The sequence below is a fragment of the Nitratireductor sp. ZSWI3 genome (genome assembly GCF_024655565.1).
Lineage (GTDB): Bacteria > Pseudomonadota > Alphaproteobacteria > Rhizobiales > Rhizobiaceae > Nitratireductor.
Genome location: NZ_JANKOF010000006.1, coordinates 61,562 through 79,536 on the forward strand (window position 1 = coordinate 61,562; position 17,975 = coordinate 79,536).

The window sequence follows — 17,975 nt, forward strand, 5'->3', positions numbered from 1 at the left end:
TTCTGCGCCTGGGAAGCAGGTTTCGTGCCGCCTTCAGCCTTCGATTTCAACGGTGTGGTCGCGGAAGAAGGCGGCGGCGCCGGTCTCGTCGATCTCGCCGGCGGCAACCATGAGAACAAGCTGGATCACCTCTTCCTGCTCGGCCTCCATGCTGAGCCCGTTAAAGACCAGGAAAAGGTCCGCGGCGGCAAGCCCTGTCCGTTTGTTGCCATCCACGAAGGGATGGTTTTTTACGATGCCAAACAGATAGGCCGCCGCGAGGGTGCAGAGATCGGGGTCTTCATAGGCCTGCTTCTGCAAGGGGCGGTGCAGGGCGGATTCCAGCGCGCCCTCGTCACGGACGCCGCCCGCGCCGCCATGCAGGCGCAATTGCTCGAGGTGAAGCGCCTCGACGAAGCTACGCGAGTGGAACTCGGTCACTTGGCGAGCACGCGATAGGCCGCCTCGTACTTCTTCATGCGTTCGCGCGCGATCTTCATCTTGCGCTCGAACTCCTCCGGATCGTCTGCAGGAGGCCGCAGGCGCAGCTCCTGACCGTCTTCGAGCAGGTTGAGCGTATCGCCGGCGCGCAGATTATGCCGCTCCAGGACCTCCTTCGGCAGGATGACGCCCTCGGAATTGCCGATTTTGCGTATGGTGACGTTCATGGTTTCGCTCCGCATGTTATAACAAAAGATATAACATGCGAGGCCGGAGGACAAGGGGTGGCGGCGGAGCATCGGCGTGTGGCAGCGCTGCCCCTCATCCGCCTGCCGGCACCTTCTCCCCGTGAACGGGGAGAAGGAGGATGGCCGCAATGTCGAGCGTAAACATCTATGCCCCCTTCTTCCCGCTGGCGGGGAGAAGGTGAGGATGAGGGGCGGGCGGCGATTGCCGAGAAGGCGGCGCCGACCACCCGTCCCGCCTCACGCCCCCTCGAGCAGCCGGTCGAGCAGGCGTTCGGCCGCTTCGGGAATGACCGTGCCGGGCGGGAAGATCTCGCTCGCTCCCGCCTTGCGCACGGCAACGAAATCATTCGGCGGGATGACGCCGCCGGCGACGAGGAGAATGTTGCCGTGGCCGCGCTTTTCGAGCGCTTCCTTGAGCTCGGGAATGAGCGTCAGGTGGCCGGCGGCGAGCGAAGAGGCGCCGATGACGTGGACATCGTTGCGGATGGCGAGATCGGCGACCTCCTCGGGCGTCTGGAACATCGCGCCGACGGTGACGTCGAAGCCCAGATCGCCGAAGGCGGTGGCGATCACCTTCTGGCCGCGATCGTGGCCGTCCTGGCCGATCTTGGCGACGAGGATGCGCGGCGCCGTTCCCGTCTTCCTCCTGAAAGCCTCAACCTTCTCCTGGGTACGGTCGACGGAGGCGAGATTGCCGATCTCCTTGCGGTAGACGCCGGAAATGGTGCGGATGTCGGCGACATGGCGGTCGAACACCTTCTCCAGCGCCAGGGAGATCTCGCCGACCGTCGCCTTGGCGCGTGCCGCGCGGATGGCGAATTCGAGCAGGTTCGCGCCTTCGCCGGCGGCGCGCGTGAGGGCATCGAGCGCGCTTTCGGTCTCCGCCACGTCGCGGGTGCCCTTGAGCTGCTGCAGCTTGGCGAGCTGGCGGGCGCGGACCTCGGCATTGTCGACCTTCAGCACATCGACCTCGGTATCGACCTCGGGCTTGTAGCTGTTGACGCCGACGACCATCTGCTCGCCCGAATCGATGCGCGCCTGCGTGCGTGCGGCGGCTTCTTCGACCCGCATCTTCGGCACGCCCTTCTCGATGGCCGCCGCCATGCCGCCGAGGCTCTCCACCTCCTCGATATGCGCGAGGGCGCGAGCGGCGAGGTCATGCGTCAGCCTCTCGACGAAGAAGGAGCCACCCCAGGGGTCGATCAGCCGCGTGGTGCCGGATTCCTTCTGCAGCACGAGCTGGGTGTTGCGGGCGATGCGCGCCGAATGGTCGGTGGGTAGCGCCAGGGCCTCATCGAAGGCGTTGGTGTGCAGCGACTGGGTGTGCCCCTGCGTGGCGGCCATCGCCTCGACCATGGTGCGGACGATGTTGTTGTGGGGATCTTGCGCTGTCAGCGACCAGCCGGAGGTCTGGCAATGGGTCCGAAGCGACAGGGAACGCTCGTTCTTCGGCGCGAAATTCTCCTTTAACAGCGTCGCCCAGAGCAGGCGTGCCGCGCGCATCTTGGCGACTTCCATGAAGAAGTTCATGCCGATCGCCCAGAAGAAGGAGAGGCGCGGCGCAAAACGGTCGATGTCGAGGCCGGCGGCAAGGCCCGCCCGGGCATATTCGATGCCGTCGGCGATGGTGTAGGCAAGCTCCAGGTCGGCCGTCGCGCCGGCCTCCTGCATGTGATAGCCGGAGATCGAGATCGAGTTGAATTTCGGCATGTGCTGCGCCGTATAGGCGAAGATGTCCGAAATGATCCGCATCGACGGCTTGGGCGGGTAGATGTAGGTGTTGCGGACCATGAACTCCTTCAGAATGTCGTTCTGAATGGTGCCCGAAAGGTCTTTCTGCCGAACGCCCTGCTCCTCCGCCGCAACGATGTAGAGCGCCATGATCGGCAGCACCGCGCCGTTCATCGTCATCGACACGCTCATCTTGTCGAGCGGGATGCCGTCGAAGAGCTGGCGCATGTCGAGAATGGAATCGATCGCCACGCCGGCCATGCCGACATCGCCGGCAACGCGCGGATGGTCGCTATCGTAGCCGCGATGGGTGGCCAGGTCGAAAGCGACCGACAGGCCCTTCTGCCCGGCGGCGAGATTGCGCCGGTAGAAGGCATTCGATTCCTCCGCCGTGGAGAAGCCGGCATATTGCCGGATGGTCCAGGGCTGGCGCGAATACATGGTGGGGTAGGGGCCGCGGATGAAGGGCGCGGCGCCCGGATAGGTGTCGAGGAAGCGCAGGCCCTTCAGATCGTCTTCCGTATAGATGGAACGGATCTCGACGCCCTCCGGCGTCATTGTCGGGCTGGCGGAGGCAGAAGGAGAGGGTGTGTGGGGGACCGACCAGGCAATGCTGGAAAAGTCCGGGATCATGCACTGCCTCCGCTCATCTCATCGATCCGGTGCACCAGAAGCGGGCGGCAGCGGACGGCGGCTTCGCCGGCGCTCGTGTGCGATTGCGCCTTCAAGGTCGTCACCGGGCGTTCCTTCTCGGTCGGATAAAGCGTCGAGCCGATCACCGGCCTGCTGCCGTCGCTCACAAGCTCCTGCCGCCTGTCGCGCGCCGCAAGGACGCGCTCCTGGATGTGGCCCGCCATCAGGCTGCGCAGCACGCCGCCCTCATTCTCGATGCGGCGGAATTCATCCCAGGCCTTCTCGCAAAGCGCCGCGGTCAGCGCCTCGATGCCTCCCGAGCCGGCGGCCGGGTCCACGGCGAGACCCAGGTGGCTTTCGCCGGCAAGGATCAGCTGCGTGTTGCGGGCCAGGCGCCGCGCCGCGCCGTCGGCAAGGCCGTGCACCACGGTGTGCGGCAGGACCGACAGGGAATCGGCGCCGCCGACGACGGCCGAGAAGGCGGCGATCGTGGTGCGCAGGATGTTGGTCTCCGGGTCCTTCGCCGTCATCATGCGATAGGAGGTCTCGGCGTGGATCGTCGCCGGCGACGGCTCGATCGAACAGGTTTCCTGAACGCGGGCCCACAGACGGCGCAGAGCCCGGATCTTGGCGATGGACAGGAACTGGTCCTGGTCGACGCACAGCGAAAAGCCGATATGCGGCGCGGCATAGACGAGCGGCTGGCGGGCCTGCTCGAACATGCGCAGATGCGACACCGCCGAAGCCAGCATGATGCCGAGCTCCTGGGCTTCGGAGGCGCCCGCATTGTGGAACACGCGGCCGTCGCCCTCGAGGAGGATGCCCGGCAGGTCCATGGCGAAGAAGCCGGCGAAGGACTGCGGCATGGATGCCTCGAGCGCTTCGATGGACATCCGCAGTTGCCCCGTCCCGGCGAAGGTGGCCGCCGGCGAGATGCCGAAGGATAGGGTCATGCGTGCGGGATCGATGCGCCGCTCGGTAAAATGCTCCGTGAGCCAGTCGACAGCCGCCCGGCTGTTGGGATTGGCATCCATGCGCAGATGCATCTCGTGCAGCGGGATGCCGTCGATGGCCGTGATCAGGGCTTCTGCCGTCGCCGGCAGGCCGAAACCGAAAGCGTTGGGCGCGCCGGCCAGGACGAGCGAGAGGCCGGTCGCTCCCTGGGCGACGTCCTCTTTGGCCTGCCGGTTGGCGCGCAGCGGATCGGGATCGTCGATGCGCTGGACGATGCTCCAGCCGGGCGCGGTGCGGCCGCGCTCGAGCGGAACCGCATCCTTGGCCCGCCCGTACAGCGCCTGCACGGAAATATCGTCGTCGGTCTTCCAGACGAGGGTATCGGCATCGGCTTCGCCCTTGAGAGAATCCCGCACGAGCGCGCGCCAGCCTTCCTCGTCGACAGGCGGAAATTCCACTTTCTTCAGGATCGATCGATCCAACACGTCCTCCCACTTTGCCGACAGCCGGACCCCGCACGTCGTCCACGCGCGGACCCGGATGCGCATCCAACGGTCGTGCGAGTTTAGGACGCGGTTTCCGACGCCGCAATGCACCATTGATGGATTACCGCCCGGCGTTGCAAGAAAGCCGCGCCGAGGCGCGATCGCACAAGGTCGTTGAGACTTGCCACGCGTCTGACTATACCGGATGGCATTGCGTCGCAGCGCGAAAATCATTGAGCGAGGCCATTTCATGACGGCGGAAGACAGCATTTTCCTCGGCGCGAGCCGCAAGCCGGACGACAGCTATCAGCAGGCCGAACGCCTTCTGCTCAAATACGCCAACCGGCATGGCCTCGTCACCGGCGCCACCGGCACGGGCAAGACCGTGACTCTGCAGATTCTGGCGGAAAGCTTTTCCAACGCCGGCGTGCCGGTCTTCTGCGCCGACGTGAAGGGCGACCTGTCGGGCATTGCGATGATGGGCGAGGCGAAGGATTTCCTCCTGAAGCGCGCCGAGACGATCAAGCTAGATCCCTACGAGTTCCAGGAGTTCCCGGTCATCTTCTGGGACCTGTTCGGCGAGAAGGGCCATCCGATCCGCGCGACCGTTTCCGAGATGGGCCCGCTCCTCCTGTCGCGGTTGATGAACCTGTCGGAGGCCCAGGAGGGTGTCCTCAACATCGCCTTCCGCATCGCCGACGAGGAAGGGCTGCTGCTCCTCGACATGAAGGACCTGCAGGCGCTTCTGACCCATGTGGCGGACCGGGCGGCCGAGATCGGCACGCGCTACGGCAATGTCTCCAAGCAGTCGGTCGGGGCGATCCAGCGCAACCTCCTGGTGCTGGAGCAGCAGGGAGGCGAGCACTTCTTCGGCGAGCCGGCGCTGCGCATTGCCGACATCATGCGCACGACGCGCGACGGCCGCGGCGCGATCAACGTGCTCGCCGCCGACAAGCTGATGATGAACCCGCGGCTCTACGCGACCTTCCTGCTGTGGCTCCTGTCCGAGTTGTTCGAGGAATTGCCGGAAGTGGGCGATCCCGATCGGCCAAAGCTGGTGTTCTTCTTCGACGAGGCGCATCTCCTGTTCGACGACGCACCGAAGATCCTCGTCGACCGGGTCGAGCAGGTGGTGCGGCTGATCCGCTCGAAGGGTGTCGGTGTCTATTTCGTTACCCAGAACCCGCTCGACGTGCCCGAGACCGTGCTGAGCCAACTCGGCAATCGTGTCCAGCATGCGTTGCGCGCCTACACGCCGCGCGAGCAGAAGGCGGTGAAGACGGCGGCGGACACGTTCCGTCCGAACCCCGAATTCGACTGTTTCGAGGCGATCACCAAACTGGGTGTCGGCGAGGCGCTGGTGTCGACGCTCGAAGCGAAGGGCATCCCGTCCGTGGTTCAGCGGACGCTGATCCGCCCGCCGGCATCGCGGCTCGGCCCGATCACCGACGCCGAGCGCGACAAGCTGATCAAGGAAAGCCCGGTTGCCGGCCAGTACGATCAGTCGGTCGACCGGGAATCGGCGTTCGAGATGCTTCAAAAGCGCGCCGAGGAGAAGGTGAAGGCGGAAGCGGAAGCCGCGCGCAAGGAGGAAGAGCAGGACGGCGCCGAAGGACGCTCGCGCTGGTCGCTGCCCGATTTCGGTGACGGCGGCAGCAGCGCGCCGCGCACCTCCTCCCGCAGGACCACGACGACGCGGCGCCGCACCTCGAACCGGCAATCGGTGACCGAGGCGGCGGTGAAGTCCGTGGTGCGCTCGGTCGGCTCCTCGCTCGGCCGTGCCTTGGTGCGCGGCATCCTCGGCAGTCTGAAGAGGGGCCTCTGAGACGCAAAAAAGGGGCTCCGGCGAGCCCCTTTTTCTTTCGGTTTTCCGGCGCGGCGATCAGGCCGTGGCGATGCCCGACGTCACCAGGATGGGGGAGCCGTCCGGGACGCGGTTGTAGAGATCGATCACGTCCTGGTTGATCATGCGCACGCAGCCCGAGGAGACGGATTTGCCGATGGTCCACCATTCCGGCGAGCCGTGGACGCGATAGAGCGTGTCCTTGCCGTCCTGGAAAATGTAGAGCGCTCGGGCGCCGAGCGGGTTCGCCACGCCCGGCTGCATGCCGCCGAGCCATGTGTCGTTGGCCTTGTCGTACTCGGCACGGTATTTTTCCAGCTCCGGCTGCCGGTCGATCATCTCGGATGGCGGGAACCAGCGCGGCCACTGCTGCTTGAACCTGATCTCCGCACGGCCGGCCCACTCGAAGCCGGCGCGGCCGAGGCCGACGCCGTAGCGCAGCGCCCGTCCATTGCCGCGGACGAGGTAGAGGAAGTGATTGGCCGTATCGACGACGATCGTGCCGGCGCGCTCGCCGGTCGGGTCGGCGACTTCCTGGCGATAATAGCGCGGGTTGATCTTCTCGAACGGCACGGCGGGGATGTCGTAGCCGGCGTCGCTGACCGCCGCATACATCGAGCTGGACGTGGTCACGGTCGGCTCGGGCACGCGCCCCTCGACCACGGGTGCGTTGCCGGAACTGCTCACGCAGGCGGACAGGGTGAGCGAGGCGGCACCTGCCGCACCGGCGGAAAGAAACTTACGACGTGTCAAAAGTCGTTCGGCACTGGGGGAATTCGACATCGGTCTCTTCGTTGTTCTAGTGGTCTGACCGAAACAGATGATACCCGTCTGTTTCGACAAGTCAGCACACAAGCTGTTGATCTGGCGAGGCGATTTTTCCCAACAGATGGGCACCATCTGTTGGGATCGCACCACCAGCGTTTGGTCAGGACGGTGACGAGGGGCGCCTTGGGTACGCCCACCCCACCAGCACGGGAAACTTCCCACGTTCCTTCCTGGCTCCGAAAATATCGGTCTGCGCTTGATAAACCCGCCAATTTCGTCTGGAAGTCGAAAAATGAAGCCTCGACGAAGTTCGTGGGCAACTGTGTTATAACTGCATCATCGAAATCCGGAGCCTCAGTTCAGCAATCCCTCCAGCGAAGGCAGGATGAGGTCCGGCGGAAAGTCCTCGTATTCGTCCGGCTGCCCTGTGCGGTTGAGCCAGACGGTGTGGAAGCCGAAATGGTGGGCTCCGGCGATGTCCCAGCGGTTGGAGGATTGGAAGGACACGGCGTCGGGATAGACGCGCCAGGCATTGGTCACCATCTCGTAGACCGACTGGTCGGTCTTGAAGCGGCGCACCGTCTCGACGGAAAAGACATCGTCGAGGACCGTGTCGAGAGCCGAGGAGCGGATGGCCGATTCCAGCATGGCAGGCGAGCCGTTGGACAGGATGGCGAGCCGCGCGCCGCCCGCCTTCAGCGCCTTCAGCACCGCCGGAACCTCCTCGTAGCAATCGAGCTGCCAATAGGCGTCGAGAAGGGGCTGCCGGAGGCGGCGGTCGATGGACGGCATTTTCGCAAAGGCGAAATCGAGCGCACGTTCGGTCATCGTCCAGAAATCGGCATAATGGCCCATCAGCGTCGAAACCCAGGAATATTCGAGCTGCTTCGCCCGCCACAGCTCCGAGAAGAGCTGGCCATCCGGACCGATCTCGCCGGCATGGCGGCGCACGGCCGCGTGGACGTCGAACAACGTGCCGTAGGCATCGAACACATAGGCGGCGTGGCGCATGAACACTCCTGTCGTCGAACATACTTGACCGCAGACATGCGCGGGGGTCAAGAAGTCCCTCTGGCCTCATCGATAGGCGGACGGTAGCGATTGACGGCGCCCGGCAAAGCCATTTCGATGTCTGGCACGAGACGATGAGAATGCCGTTGCTTCGGCGGCGGCGAAGCATGGATCAAGGAAGGAAGCGACAGCATGACCGTAGTGACCGAAGTCCAATCGGCGACCTGGACATTCGTTGATGGCGACTGGCATGAGGGCAACGTACCGCTGATCGGTCCCCGCAGCCATGCAATGTGGCTCGGCTCCACTGTGTTCGATGGCGCACGCTGGTTCGAAAACGTGGCGCCTGATCTCGACCGGCATGCCGCGCGCGTCAATGCCTCGGCGGCCAATCTCGGGCTGAAGCCGACGGTGGCCACGGAAGAGATCGTCGGCCTGGCCCGCGACGGGCTGAAGAAGTTCGACGGCAAGACGGCGGTTTACATCAGGCCGATGTACTGGGGCGAGCACGGCGGGTATATGGGCGTGCCGGCCGATCCTGATTCCAGTCGCTTCTGCCTGTGCCTCTACGAGGCGCCGATGATCGAGCCGAGCGGCTTTTCGGTGACCGTTTCGCCGTTCCGCCGGCCGACGCTGGAAACCGCGCCGACCAATGCGAAGGCCGGCTGCCTCTACCCGAACAACGGCCGGGCGATCCTCGAAGCCCGCAGCCGCGGCTACGACAACGCCCTGGTGCTCGACATGCTGGGCAACGTGGCCGAGACGGGCAGTTCGAACATCTTCCTGGTCAAGGACGGCGTCGCGTTCACGCCGGCGCCGAACGGGACGTTCCTGTCGGGCATCACCCGCAGCCGCATCATCGAATTGCTTCGCGAGGCCGGTGTCGAGGTCGTCGAGAAGACGCTTTCGGTGAAGGATTTCCTCAACGCCGATGAGGTCTTCTCGACCGGTAACCACTCCAAGGTGGTTCCGGTGAACCGGGTCGAGGACCGCGATTTTCAGGCCGGCCCTGTGGCCAAAAAGGCCCGCGCCCTTTATTGGGAGTGGGCCCATTCGGGGCTGCCGGTCTGACGGCGAGGGAACAAAGGAGCGGAGCGGGTATTGTCCCACTGGAGACAGGACCCCATCTGCGACCTGTCGATTTTCAACCACCTGTACGAGGGAGTTTATCACCATGGCTTTTGAACTGCCGGACCTGCCTTACGATTACGAGGCTCTGCAGCCTTTCATGTCGAAGGAGACGCTGGAATACCACCACGACAAGCACCACAAGGCCTATGTCGACAACGGTAACAAGCTGGCGGCAGAGGCGGGCATGGACGGCCTGTCGCTCGAGGATGTGGTGAAGCAATCCTTCGGCAAGAATGCCGGCCTCTTCAACAACGCCGCCCAGCACTACAACCACGTCCATTTCTGGAAGTGGATGAAGAAGGGCGGCGGCGGCAGCAGCCTGCCGGGCGCGCTGGCCAAGGCGATCGACAGCGACCTCGGCGGCTACGACAAGTTCCGCGCCGACTTCATCACTGCCGGCACGACGCAGTTCGGCTCGGGCTGGGCCTGGATTGCCGTGAAGAACGGCAAGCTGGAGATCATGAAAACGCCGAACGGCGAGAACCCGCTGGTGCACGGGGCAACGCCGATCCTCGGCGTCGACGTGTGGGAGCACTCCTACTACATCGACTATCGCAACGCCCGGCCGAAATATCTCGAGGCGTTCGTCGACAGCCTGATCAACTGGGATTACGTCCTCGAACTCTACGAGAAGGCCGCCTGAGACGGCGCGCTGTGATTTCACAATAAATATAGGATCGTCCTGTAACGAGAGGCCCGGCCCTGCGCCGGGCCTTTTTGCGTCCTAGATGTCCTCACGAAACCGTGAATGGATGTCGCGGATTTTTCAGCGGCAGCGGCCGTTGAAGCCGATATTGTCCGTGCAAATCACTGGAGGGTTCTGATGAAGAAACTTGCACTTGTCATTTCCGCACTTTGTCTTTCGGTCTCGACGGTTGCCGCCGCCGACGATCCGGTGGCCGTACGCAAGGCGATCATGGACGCCAACGCCGCATCCGCCGGCCTGGCCGGGGCGATGATGAAGGGCGAATTGGAGTACAACCCGGCAATCGCCAAGGCGGCTCTCCTGACGCTGAATGCAAGCGCCAAATCCTTCGGCGACTATTTCCCGGAGGGCTCCGACAACGGTCGGACGACGGCTTCGCCGAAGATCTGGCAAGACGAGGCCGCCTTCCAGCAGGCGCTCGACAAATACATGGCCGACACCTCGGCCGCGGTTGTGGCCGCCGGCAAGGACGGCCCCGCCGATCTCGATGCCTTCAAGGCGGCCGTTGGGCCGGTGCTCGGCAACTGCCGGAGCTGCCACGAGAATTTCCGGGTTCAGAACTAGACATCGCCATGAAGACGAAACTGCTTGCTGCGGGGGCGGCTGTCGTCGCCGGCGGCGTCGCCTTGTGGACGTTGAGCGCGCCGGCATCGATCGGCGGCGGAACGTTGCCTGCCGCCGAGGCGGGCCGGGGCGAGCAGGTCTTCTGGGCGGGTGGCTGCGCCTCATGCCATGCGCGGCCGGGCAGCGATGGTGCTGCCCGGCTCGAGCTTGCCGGAGGGGTGGAGCTGAAGACCGAGTTCGGCACTTTCGTCGCCCCCAATATTTCTCCTCATCCGACCGACGGCATCGGCGACTGGAGCGAGGCCGACTTCGCCAACGCGATGCTGCACGGGGTCTCGCCGCAGGGCGAGCACTATTACCCGGCTTTCCCCTATGCGTCCTACGCGCGCATGACGCCGCAGGACGTGGCCGATCTCTTCGCATTCCTGAAGACGCTGCCGCAGGTCGAGGGCCGGACGCGGGACCACGATCTTTCGTTCCCCTTCACCCTTCGGCGCGGCATCGGGCTGTGGAAGCGTCTCTACGTTCACGATCAGCCGGTGGTGGCGCTCGATGCCGAGGCTTCGGACGAAGTCAGGCGCGGCCGCTATCTGGTCGAAGGGCCGGGGCACTGCGGCGAATGCCACACCCCGCGCAATTTCGCAGGCGGGTCCGACCAGGCCCAATGGCTGGCCGGGGCGGTGGCCGCCGAAGGAGACGGCATCGTTCCCAACATCACGCCCGGCGAGGGGGGGATCGGCTCCTGGTCGGCGGGCGACATCGCCTATTATCTGGAAAGCGGCTTCACGCCGGACTTCGATTCGGTCGGCGGCGCCATGGTTTCCGTGCAGAAGAACATGGCCATGCTGACCAAGGAGGACCGGGACGCCATCGCCGCCTATCTGAAGGTGGTGCCGGCCGAGCCGAACGGATATCCGGCGCGGCCTTGAGGGCCGCCGGCGCCGGCCCCTCATCCTCACCTTCTCCCCGTAAACGGGGAGAAGGGGGCATAGAGGTTGGGGCTCGACATTCCGGCCATCCTCCTTCTCCCCGTTTACGGGGAGAAGGTGCCGGCAGGCGGATGAGGGGCGGCGGCGCCGGCCTCAGACGTTGCCCGTCACCTTGAGCACGAAGGCGTAGGTCAGCGCCTTCTCCTCGAGCCGCGTGAAGCGGCCTGATGCGCCGGCGTGGCCGGCATCGAGATTGGTTCTGAGCAGCACCGGATTGGTGCCGGTGCCGCGCTGGCGCAGCCGCGCCACCCATTTGGCCGGCTCCCAATAGGTGACGCGCGGATCCGTGAGGCCGGCCAGCGCCAGGATCGGCGGATAGGGTTTCTCGCCGACATTGTCGTAGGGCGAATAGGCGGCGATGGTATCGTAATCGCTCCTCAAGGCAATGGGATTGCCCCATTCGGGCCATTCGGGCGGGGTGAGCGGCAAGGTGTCGTCGAGCATGGTGTTGAGCACGTCGACGAAGGGAACGGCCGCGACGATGCCGCCGAAGGCATCCGGCGCCATGTTGGCGACTGCGCCCATCAGCATGCCGCCCGCCGACCCTCCTTCGGCGACGATGCGGTCATGGCTGGTATAGCCCTCGGCGACCAGATGCCTGGCGCAGGCGATAAAGTCGGTGAAGCTGTTGATCTTCTTCTCCCGCTTGCCGTCCTCGTACCAGGTGTAGCCTTTTTCCTTGCCGCCGCGGATATGGGCGATGGCGTAGACGAAGCCGCGATCGACCAGCGACAGGCAATTGGTGTTGAAGGAGGCGGGTATCGCCATGCCGTAGGCCCCGTAGCCATAGAGCAGGCACGGCGCCGAGCCGTCGAGCGCCAGACCCTTCCTGTGCACGAGCGAGATCGGCACCAGCTCGCCGTCGCCGGCCGGGGCCATCAGGCGTCGGGTGACGTAGTCCTCAGGATCGTGGCCGGAGGGCACTTCCTGGGTCTTGAGCAGCGTGCGCTTGCGCGTGCGCATGTCGTAGTCGAAGACCTGTTCCGGGGTCGTCATGGACGAATAGGAAAAGCGCAGCGTGTCGGTGTCGTATTCATAGGAGCCGTGCAGGCCGAGCGAATAGGCCTCCTCATCGAACGCTATGGTGTGTTCCTCGCCGGAGGCGCGTGCGCGCACCACGATGCGCGGCAGACCGTCCTTGCGCTCGAGCCGCACCAGGAAGCCCGAGAAGGCCATGATCGACAGGATCAGCCGACCGGGCTCGTGCGGCACCAGGTCCTGCCAGTTTTCGCGCGAAGGAGCCGAGACGGGAGCGGTGACGATCTTGAAATCCTTGGCGTCGTCGGCATTCGTGAGAATGAAGAAGACATCGCCGCCTTCTTCCAGGTCGTATTGCAGATTGGTCTGGCGCGGCAGGACGAGGCGCGGCGCGGCCGATGGATCGCCGGCCGGGACGAGGCGGCATTCGGCCGTCTCGTGGTCATGCGCCGAGATGTAGATCCAGTCGTTCAGGCGGCTGCTGGAGACGCTGACGAAGAAGCCCGGGTCGGCCTCTTCGTAGACCAGCCGATCGGCCTCCGGGGCCGTACCGACCGCGTGGTAGAAGACCTTCGAAGGCCGGTGATTGGCATCGAGGCGCGTGTAGAAGAATCCCTTGCCGGCCGCGTCCCATTCGCCGGAGCCGCCCGTTTCCGCCACCGTCTCCTCGAGATCCCGGCCCGTGGCCAGGTCCCGTATGCTCAGCGTGTAGAGCTCCGAGCCCTTGTCGTCGTGCCCCCACAGAAGCTGGCTGTGGTCGGGAGAATGGTCGGCGCCGCCAAGGCGGAAGTAGCTCTTGCCTTCGGCCTCGACATCGCCGTCGAGCAGCACTTCCTCCTCGCCGCCCTCGCGCGGGGTGCGGAAGAAGCGCGGATACTCGCCGCCGGTGCGGAACCCGCCGCCATAGGCAAACGGACCGTCCTTGGCGGGAACCGAGGTGTCGTCCTCCTTGATGCGCCCGCGCATCTCGGCGACGAGCGTCTTCTGCAAGGCCTCGGTGTCCTCCATCAGGGCTTTCTCGTAGGCGTTTTCCGCCTCCAGATGGGCCCGGATCTCCGGTGCAAGAAGCGACGGGTCGCGCAACACCTCCTGCCAATTGTCGGCGCGCATCCAGGCGTATTCGTCGACGCGTTCGATTCCGTGCCGCACGTCCTTGACGGGATGGGCGTCCGGCTTCGGGGGCGTGGCGGTCGACGGGAAGGTTTTCGAGGACATATGCTGTTCTTTCTGGATGGTATGCGGGCGGGTGCCAAGGGAATCGGACGACACCTGAACAAGCCCTTCATGTCCCGTTCAAGCGCCGTGAAGCAATGCTGCAATCGAAACTGTTGCCGGACTATCCTTAGATGAGGACAAGAAGATGAAGAAATCAGGCTCCTTGCTTGCTGCGGCCCTTCTTACGGTGCTGGCCGTGGGCCATGCGGAAGCGACCGCGTTTTCCGCCTGGCGCGTGACCGGTGTGGGCTGGGGTGACACGCTCAACGTTCGCAAATACCCCGCCAGCCACTCGCAGAAACAGACCGCCTATCCGAACGGCACGGTGCTGCAGATGACCGGCCGCTGCACCGGCGGCGTCGATCTCCTGGAAATCTCCGGCCATCCCGCCTGGCGGCAAAAGCAGGCGGTCCGCTACCGCTGGTGCGAAGTGTGGCACGATCCGGCGCGCGACGGCCATTTCGTCACCGGTTGGGTCTACGGCAAATACATCGAACCGGCCGATTGACGCGGCTCACGTCTTGTCGAATCGCAGCGCCGTCCCGTTCATGCAATAGCGCTGGCCGGTCGGGGCCGGGCCATCGCCGAAGACGTGGCCGAGATGCGCGTCGCAATCCGCGCAGCGGACCTCGGTGCGCGTCATGAACCAGGAGCGGTCCCTGTGCTCGGTAACGGCATCGCCATCCACGGGCGCGTAGAAACTCGGCCAGCCGGTGCCGGAATCGTATTTCGTCTCGGACGAGAAGAGCGGCTTGCCGCAGCAGACGCAGCGATAAAGACCTTCTTCCTTGTTGTCCCAGTAGGGGCCGGTGAAGGCGCGCTCGGTGCCGTGCTCGCGCGTGACATGATACTGCTCCGGCGTCAGCTCGGCACGCCACTCCTCCTCGCTCCTCGCCACCTTTTTCCTGATCGTGTCGTTCATGAACTGCTCCAAGCGTCGGTTTTGCAAAACCCTTCGATCTTGTCGCCTAATGTAGGTTTCGGCCTTGCCGATGTCAGCGGCTTTCAGCGGTCAATCTCTTGTGAATGGCGGCAATTCACCGCGTCGAAGAGTTGCGCGCCGACCTTGTCGTACACAAGGTGAGCGTTTATGTGACCCTGTGCTTGCAAAGAAATTTGTGCGAATACCCAGGGTTTGAGGGGAGGTTTCATGACGGCAGACAGCCAGTGGCTGACATTTCTCGCACTGATGCTGCCGTTCGCGGCCGCGGCGACCGCGCCGCTCCTGACCCGGCTTTTCCGCCACAACGCGGCCTGGGTGCTGGCGCTCGCCCCGGCGCTGATCTTTCTCCACTTCGCCGGCTTACTGCCTGCGGTCGCCGACGGGCGGACGGTTGCGGGCGGATATTCCTGGATCTCGAGTCTCGACGTCGACTTTTCCTGGTATCTGGACGGGCTTTCCCTCACCTTCGCGCTGCTGATCAGCGGCATCGGCACCCTGATCGTCCTCTATTCGGGCGGATATCTGAAGGGACACGAGCATCAGGGACGGTTCTTTTCCTTTATCCTGATGTTCATGGGGTCGATGCTCGGCCTGGTGGTTGCAGACTCGTTCCTGACGCTGTTCGTGTTTTGGGAACTGACGTCGATCACCTCGTTCCTTCTGATCGGTTTCGATCACACGCGCGAGGCCTCACGCCGCGCGGCGCTGCAGGCGCTGATCGTCACCGGCATGGGAGGGCTGTCGCTGCTCGCCGGCCTTCTGGTGATCTGGAACGTCACGGGCGCCGGCTCCATGTCGGCGCTGCTTGAGACCGGGGACGCCTTGCGCCAGGCCCCGCTCTACATGGCGGCGCTGCTCTTGATCCTGGGGGGCGCCTTTACCAAGTCGGCGCAGTTTCCGTTCCATTTCTGGCTGCCCAACGCGATGGAAGCACCGACGCCCGTGTCGGCCTACCTGCATTCGGCGACCATGGTGAAGGCCGGCGTCTATCTCGTCATGCGGCTCAATCCGGTTCTGGGCGAGACGGGTGCCTGGGAGACGATCCTGCCGATCTTCGGCGGAACGACGCTGATCGTCGGCACCTTGCTTGCCGTGCGGCAGACCGACCTGAAGCTGATGCTCGCCTACACGACGGTCGCCTCGCTGGGCCTGCTCGTCATGCTGACCGGTTTCGGTTCCGAAAAGGCGGTCGAGGCAGCGGTGCTCTATCTTGTGGCGCACTCCATGTTCAAGGGCGCGCTGTTCATGGTGGCAGGGCTCGTCGATCACGAATCGGGGACGCGCGACATCACCAGCCTCGGCGGATTGCGGGCCGCCATGCCGATCACCTTCGCCGCCGCCGTGCTGGCGGCCGCCTCGATGGGCGGCCTGCCGCTCTTCTTCGGCTTTCTCGCCAAGGAGGAGATTTACGCCGCGCTGGGCTTCTCGAATGGCTGGAGCTCACTGCTGACGCTGGTCGCCCTCATCGGCAACGGGCTGATGTTCGCCATCGGCTTCGCGGTCGCGCTGAAGCCGTTCCTGGGGGCGAAGGTCGAGACGCCGAAACATGCCCATGAAGGCCCCGTGCTGCTGTGGCTCGGGCCGCTCGTGCTGGGCGGGCTCGGCCTGATCGCGGCGCTGGCCTCGAGTGTCAGTCACCAGTTCGTCAGCAGCCCCATGTCGAGCGCCGTGGCGGGCCTGCCGGTGACGGTGACGATCTCCACCGTGCCGCATGTCGGCCTGCCGCTTCTGCTTTCCGTAGTGACGGTCGCCCTCGGCATCGTCGCCTTCCTCATGCTCGATCGCGGGCGCGCCCTGATGGCCGCGACGCTGCAGACCATCGGCTGGGGGCCGGACAAGGGATTCGACCAGGCGCTGCGCGGCCTGACCAGGTTCTCCTTCGGCACGACCGGTGTCATTCAGGACGGCAGGCTCGACCATTACATGATGGCGACTTTCGTCGCCCTTGCCGCCAGTCTTCTGATCCCGCTGTTCCTCTTCGGCGAATTGCCGTCCCTGCCGGCGATCCCCGATGCGCCGTTCTATGAATGGGTGGTGCTTCTGATCGGCGTCATCGGTCTCGGCGCGGTGATTTACGCCCGCGACCGGCTGACAGCGATCGTCTCGCTCGGCATCCAGGGGTTTTCCGTGGCGCTTCTGTTCATGCTTCTCGGGGCGCCGGATCTCTCCTTCACGCAGTTCATGGTGGAGACGCTGTCGGTGGTCATCCTGGCGCTGGTGATGACGCGGTTGCGGCTGTCGCCGACGGATCATCGCCCGACCGGCGAGAAGATCAGCGACGTGCTCGTGGCCGGCCTGTGCGGCACGGCGCTCGGCCTGATGCTCCTTCGGGTGACGCAGGTGCCGTTCAACGGGGAACTCAGCGAGTTCTTCGCCCAGAATTCGCGTGTCATCGCCCACGGGCGCAACATCGTGAACGTGATCATCGTCGATTTCCGCGGAACGGACACGCTCGGCGAGATCGCCGTCGTGATGATCACCGGGCTCGCCATTCTGGCGCTGGTCCGCATCCGCGCGGTCAAGCCGGCCAGGGCGACAGGGAAGGAGGGTTGACATGCGGACGCTGATCTTCCGGACCATCGCTCCCTATCTGACCAGCCTGATGGTGCTGTTTTCGATCTTCGTGCTTCTGCGCGGGCACAACGACCCCGGCGGCGGCTTCATCGGAGGTCTGATCGCCGCCTCCGCCTTCGCCATCTACGGCATCGCCTGCGGCGTCTCGCCGGTGCGACGGGCGCTGTATTTCCATCCGATGGCGATCTCCGGCTTCGGTCTTCTTCTGTCGACGCTCGCCGGGTGGCTGTCGTTCTTCTTCGAGGTGCCGTTCATGACCGGTCTGTGGACCAAGGTCAGCGTCTTCGGCCTGCCGGTCGACATCTCGACGGTGCTGTTCTTCGACATCGGCGTGTATCTGGTCGTCGTCGGGTCGATCACCTCGATCGCACTGGCCCTTGAAGAGCGGGAGCACGGATGATGGAAGCGATTCTCTCGTTCTTCGTGGCGATCTTCTTTGCCGTCTCGATCTACCTGATGCTGTCGAAGCACATCATCAGGATCCTGCTCGGCGTGTCCATCTTCGGCAACGCCGTGAACCTGACGATCTTCACGGTCGGTCGCGTGGTGCGCGAGGTGCCGCCGATCATTCCCGAGGCATTGCAGATGCCGGACACCATCACCGCCAATCCGCTGCCACAGGCGCTGATCCTGACGGCGATCGTGATTTCCTTCTCCTTCTTCGCCTTCCTTCTGGTGCTCGCCTTCCGCGCCTATCAGGAACTGGGCACCGACGACACGGATGGTATGCGCGTAGCCGAGCCCGAGGGCGAGCCGCTGCCACCGCTGGGATACTGAGACAC

17 protein-coding genes are annotated in these 17,975 nt (G+C 64.6%); 9 read left to right on the top strand and 8 right to left on the bottom strand.

Translation table 11 applies throughout. From position 1 onward, the window contains the following. Window positions 1-33: 33 nt before the first annotated feature. The 4 genes from NUU27_RS03870 to NUU27_RS03885 all read right to left on the bottom strand — a co-directional run bounded on the left by NUU27_RS03870 (window position 34) and on the right by NUU27_RS03885 (window position 4,471). Window positions 34-420: a type II toxin-antitoxin system death-on-curing family toxin gene (locus NUU27_RS03870; protein ID WP_257760742.1), complete on the bottom strand. Its 387-nt coding sequence runs from the start codon at window positions 418-420 to the stop codon at window positions 34-36. Next, window positions 417-647, bottom strand: a complete 231-nt coding sequence (locus tag NUU27_RS03875; protein WP_008595219.1) for an AbrB/MazE/SpoVT family DNA-binding domain-containing protein — start codon at window positions 645-647, stop codon at window positions 417-419. The genes NUU27_RS03870 and NUU27_RS03875 overlap by 4 nt, the downstream gene beginning before the upstream one ends. Before the next feature lie 258 nt (window positions 648-905). Beyond that, complete coding sequence (gene scpA / locus NUU27_RS03880; protein WP_257760743.1) at window positions 906-3,032, bottom strand: methylmalonyl-CoA mutase; 2,127 nt, start codon at window positions 3,030-3,032, stop codon at window positions 906-908. Continuing rightward, window positions 3,029-4,471: a methylmalonyl-CoA mutase subunit beta gene (locus tag NUU27_RS03885; RefSeq protein ID WP_257760744.1), complete on the bottom strand. Its 1,443-nt coding sequence runs from the start codon at window positions 4,469-4,471 to the stop codon at window positions 3,029-3,031. The genes scpA and NUU27_RS03885 overlap by 4 nt, the downstream gene beginning before the upstream one ends. A gap of 250 nt (window positions 4,472-4,721) precedes the next feature. Here NUU27_RS03885 and NUU27_RS03890 point away from each other — a divergent pair, with 250 nt between their 5' ends. Further along, entirely contained in the window at window positions 4,722-6,296 is a 1,575-nt protein-coding gene (locus NUU27_RS03890; RefSeq protein ID WP_257760745.1) for a helicase HerA-like C-terminal domain-containing protein, read from the top strand. A gap of 57 nt (window positions 6,297-6,353) precedes the next feature. Here NUU27_RS03890 and NUU27_RS03895 read toward each other — a convergent pair whose 3' ends face one another. Next, entirely contained in the window at window positions 6,354-7,097 is a 744-nt protein-coding gene (locus NUU27_RS03895; RefSeq protein WP_257760746.1) for a L,D-transpeptidase, read from the bottom strand. A 339-nt stretch (window positions 7,098-7,436) separates the two neighbouring features. Next, window positions 7,437-8,093 (bottom strand): haloacid dehalogenase type II, encoded by a 657-nt coding sequence (locus NUU27_RS03900; protein ID WP_257760747.1) that lies wholly within the window; start codon window positions 8,091-8,093, stop codon window positions 7,437-7,439. Between the two features lie 192 nt (window positions 8,094-8,285). On the opposite strand from NUU27_RS03900, the gene NUU27_RS03905 reads away from it, so the two are divergent. The 4 genes from NUU27_RS03905 (at window position 8,286) to NUU27_RS03920 (ending at window position 11,423) form a co-directional block, all read left to right on the top strand. Next, window positions 8,286-9,164 (top strand): branched-chain amino acid aminotransferase, encoded by an 879-nt coding sequence (locus tag NUU27_RS03905; RefSeq protein WP_257760748.1) that lies wholly within the window; start codon window positions 8,286-8,288, stop codon window positions 9,162-9,164. Window positions 9,165-9,267: 103 nt separating this feature from the next. After that, window positions 9,268-9,867 carry a superoxide dismutase gene (locus tag NUU27_RS03910; RefSeq protein ID WP_257760749.1) on the top strand — a complete coding sequence of 200 codons (600 nt, stop codon included), beginning with the start codon at window positions 9,268-9,270 and terminating at the stop codon, window positions 9,865-9,867. Between the two features lie 180 nt (window positions 9,868-10,047). Continuing rightward, the gene (locus NUU27_RS03915; RefSeq protein WP_257760750.1) at window positions 10,048-10,494 is read left to right on the top strand and encodes a cytochrome c; all 447 of its coding nucleotides are present in this window, start codon (window positions 10,048-10,050) and stop codon (window positions 10,492-10,494) included. Window positions 10,495-10,502: 8 nt separating this feature from the next. Then, window positions 10,503-11,423, top strand: coding sequence for a cytochrome c (locus NUU27_RS03920; RefSeq protein WP_257760751.1), 921 nt, complete (start codon window positions 10,503-10,505; stop codon window positions 11,421-11,423). 153 nt (window positions 11,424-11,576) lie between these two features. Here NUU27_RS03920 and NUU27_RS03925 read toward each other — a convergent pair whose 3' ends face one another. Continuing rightward, window positions 11,577-13,676 (bottom strand): S9 family peptidase, encoded by a 2,100-nt coding sequence (locus NUU27_RS03925; RefSeq protein ID WP_257760752.1) that lies wholly within the window; start codon window positions 13,674-13,676, stop codon window positions 11,577-11,579. Window positions 13,677-13,821: 145 nt separating this feature from the next. Between NUU27_RS03925 and NUU27_RS03930 the strand changes: the two genes are divergently transcribed. Further along, on the top strand, window positions 13,822-14,184 hold the full coding sequence (locus tag NUU27_RS03930) for an SH3 domain-containing protein (RefSeq protein ID WP_257760753.1): 363 nt from the start codon (window positions 13,822-13,824) through the stop codon (window positions 14,182-14,184). Window positions 14,185-14,190: 6 nt separating this feature from the next. Here the strand turns inward: NUU27_RS03930 and msrB are convergent, their stop codons facing one another. After that, window positions 14,191-14,598, bottom strand: a complete 408-nt coding sequence (gene msrB, locus NUU27_RS03935; RefSeq protein ID WP_257760754.1) for a peptide-methionine (R)-S-oxide reductase MsrB — start codon at window positions 14,596-14,598, stop codon at window positions 14,191-14,193. Between the two features lie 228 nt (window positions 14,599-14,826). On the opposite strand from msrB, the gene NUU27_RS03940 reads away from it, so the two are divergent. From NUU27_RS03940 to NUU27_RS03950, 3 genes are read left to right on the top strand one after another with little or no spacing between them, the layout of a single operon-like run. Next, a complete protein-coding gene (locus NUU27_RS03940; protein WP_257760755.1) occupies window positions 14,827-17,172 on the top strand; it encodes a putative monovalent cation/H+ antiporter subunit A in 2,346 nt (781 codons plus the stop codon). Window position 17,173: 1 nt separating this feature from the next. Next, a complete protein-coding gene (locus tag NUU27_RS03945) occupies window positions 17,174-17,593 on the top strand; it encodes a Na+/H+ antiporter subunit B (RefSeq protein WP_257760756.1) in 420 nt (139 codons plus the stop codon). Continuing rightward, entirely contained in the window at window positions 17,593-17,970 is a 378-nt protein-coding gene (locus tag NUU27_RS03950; protein ID WP_257760757.1) for a Na+/H+ antiporter subunit C, read from the top strand. Before NUU27_RS03945 ends, NUU27_RS03950 begins: the two co-directional genes overlap by 1 nt. Window positions 17,971-17,975 lie beyond the last annotated feature (5 nt).

Bases quoted from the DNA above. Each gene is read 5' to 3' on its own strand.
- NUU27_RS03875 (WP_008595219.1), bottom strand. From the start codon at position 647: ATGAACGTCACCATACGCAAAATCGGCAATTCCGAGGGCGTCATCCTG.
- scpA (WP_257760743.1), bottom strand. From the start codon at position 3,032: ATGATCCCGGACTTTTCCAGCATTGCCTGGTCGGTCCCCCACACACCC.
- NUU27_RS03890 (WP_257760745.1), top strand. From the start codon at position 4,722: ATGACGGCGGAAGACAGCATTTTCCTCGGCGCGAGCCGCAAGCCGGAC.
- NUU27_RS03895 (WP_257760746.1), bottom strand. From the start codon at position 7,097: ATGTCGAATTCCCCCAGTGCCGAACGACTTTTGACACGTCGTAAGTTT.
- NUU27_RS03900 (WP_257760747.1), bottom strand. From the start codon at position 8,093: ATGCGCCACGCCGCCTATGTGTTCGATGCCTACGGCACGTTGTTCGAC.
- NUU27_RS03905 (WP_257760748.1), top strand. From the start codon at position 8,286: ATGACCGTAGTGACCGAAGTCCAATCGGCGACCTGGACATTCGTTGAT.
- NUU27_RS03910 (WP_257760749.1), top strand. From the start codon at position 9,268: ATGGCTTTTGAACTGCCGGACCTGCCTTACGATTACGAGGCTCTGCAG.
- NUU27_RS03915 (WP_257760750.1), top strand. From the start codon at position 10,048: ATGAAGAAACTTGCACTTGTCATTTCCGCACTTTGTCTTTCGGTCTCG.
- NUU27_RS03920 (WP_257760751.1), top strand. From the start codon at position 10,503: ATGAAGACGAAACTGCTTGCTGCGGGGGCGGCTGTCGTCGCCGGCGGC.
- NUU27_RS03925 (WP_257760752.1), bottom strand. From the start codon at position 13,676: ATGTCCTCGAAAACCTTCCCGTCGACCGCCACGCCCCCGAAGCCGGAC.
- NUU27_RS03930 (WP_257760753.1), top strand. From the start codon at position 13,822: ATGAAGAAATCAGGCTCCTTGCTTGCTGCGGCCCTTCTTACGGTGCTG.
- msrB (WP_257760754.1), bottom strand. From the start codon at position 14,598: ATGAACGACACGATCAGGAAAAAGGTGGCGAGGAGCGAGGAGGAGTGG.
- NUU27_RS03940 (WP_257760755.1), top strand. From the start codon at position 14,827: ATGACGGCAGACAGCCAGTGGCTGACATTTCTCGCACTGATGCTGCCG.
- NUU27_RS03945 (WP_257760756.1), top strand. From the start codon at position 17,174: ATGCGGACGCTGATCTTCCGGACCATCGCTCCCTATCTGACCAGCCTG.
- NUU27_RS03950 (WP_257760757.1), top strand. From the start codon at position 17,593: ATGGAAGCGATTCTCTCGTTCTTCGTGGCGATCTTCTTTGCCGTCTCG.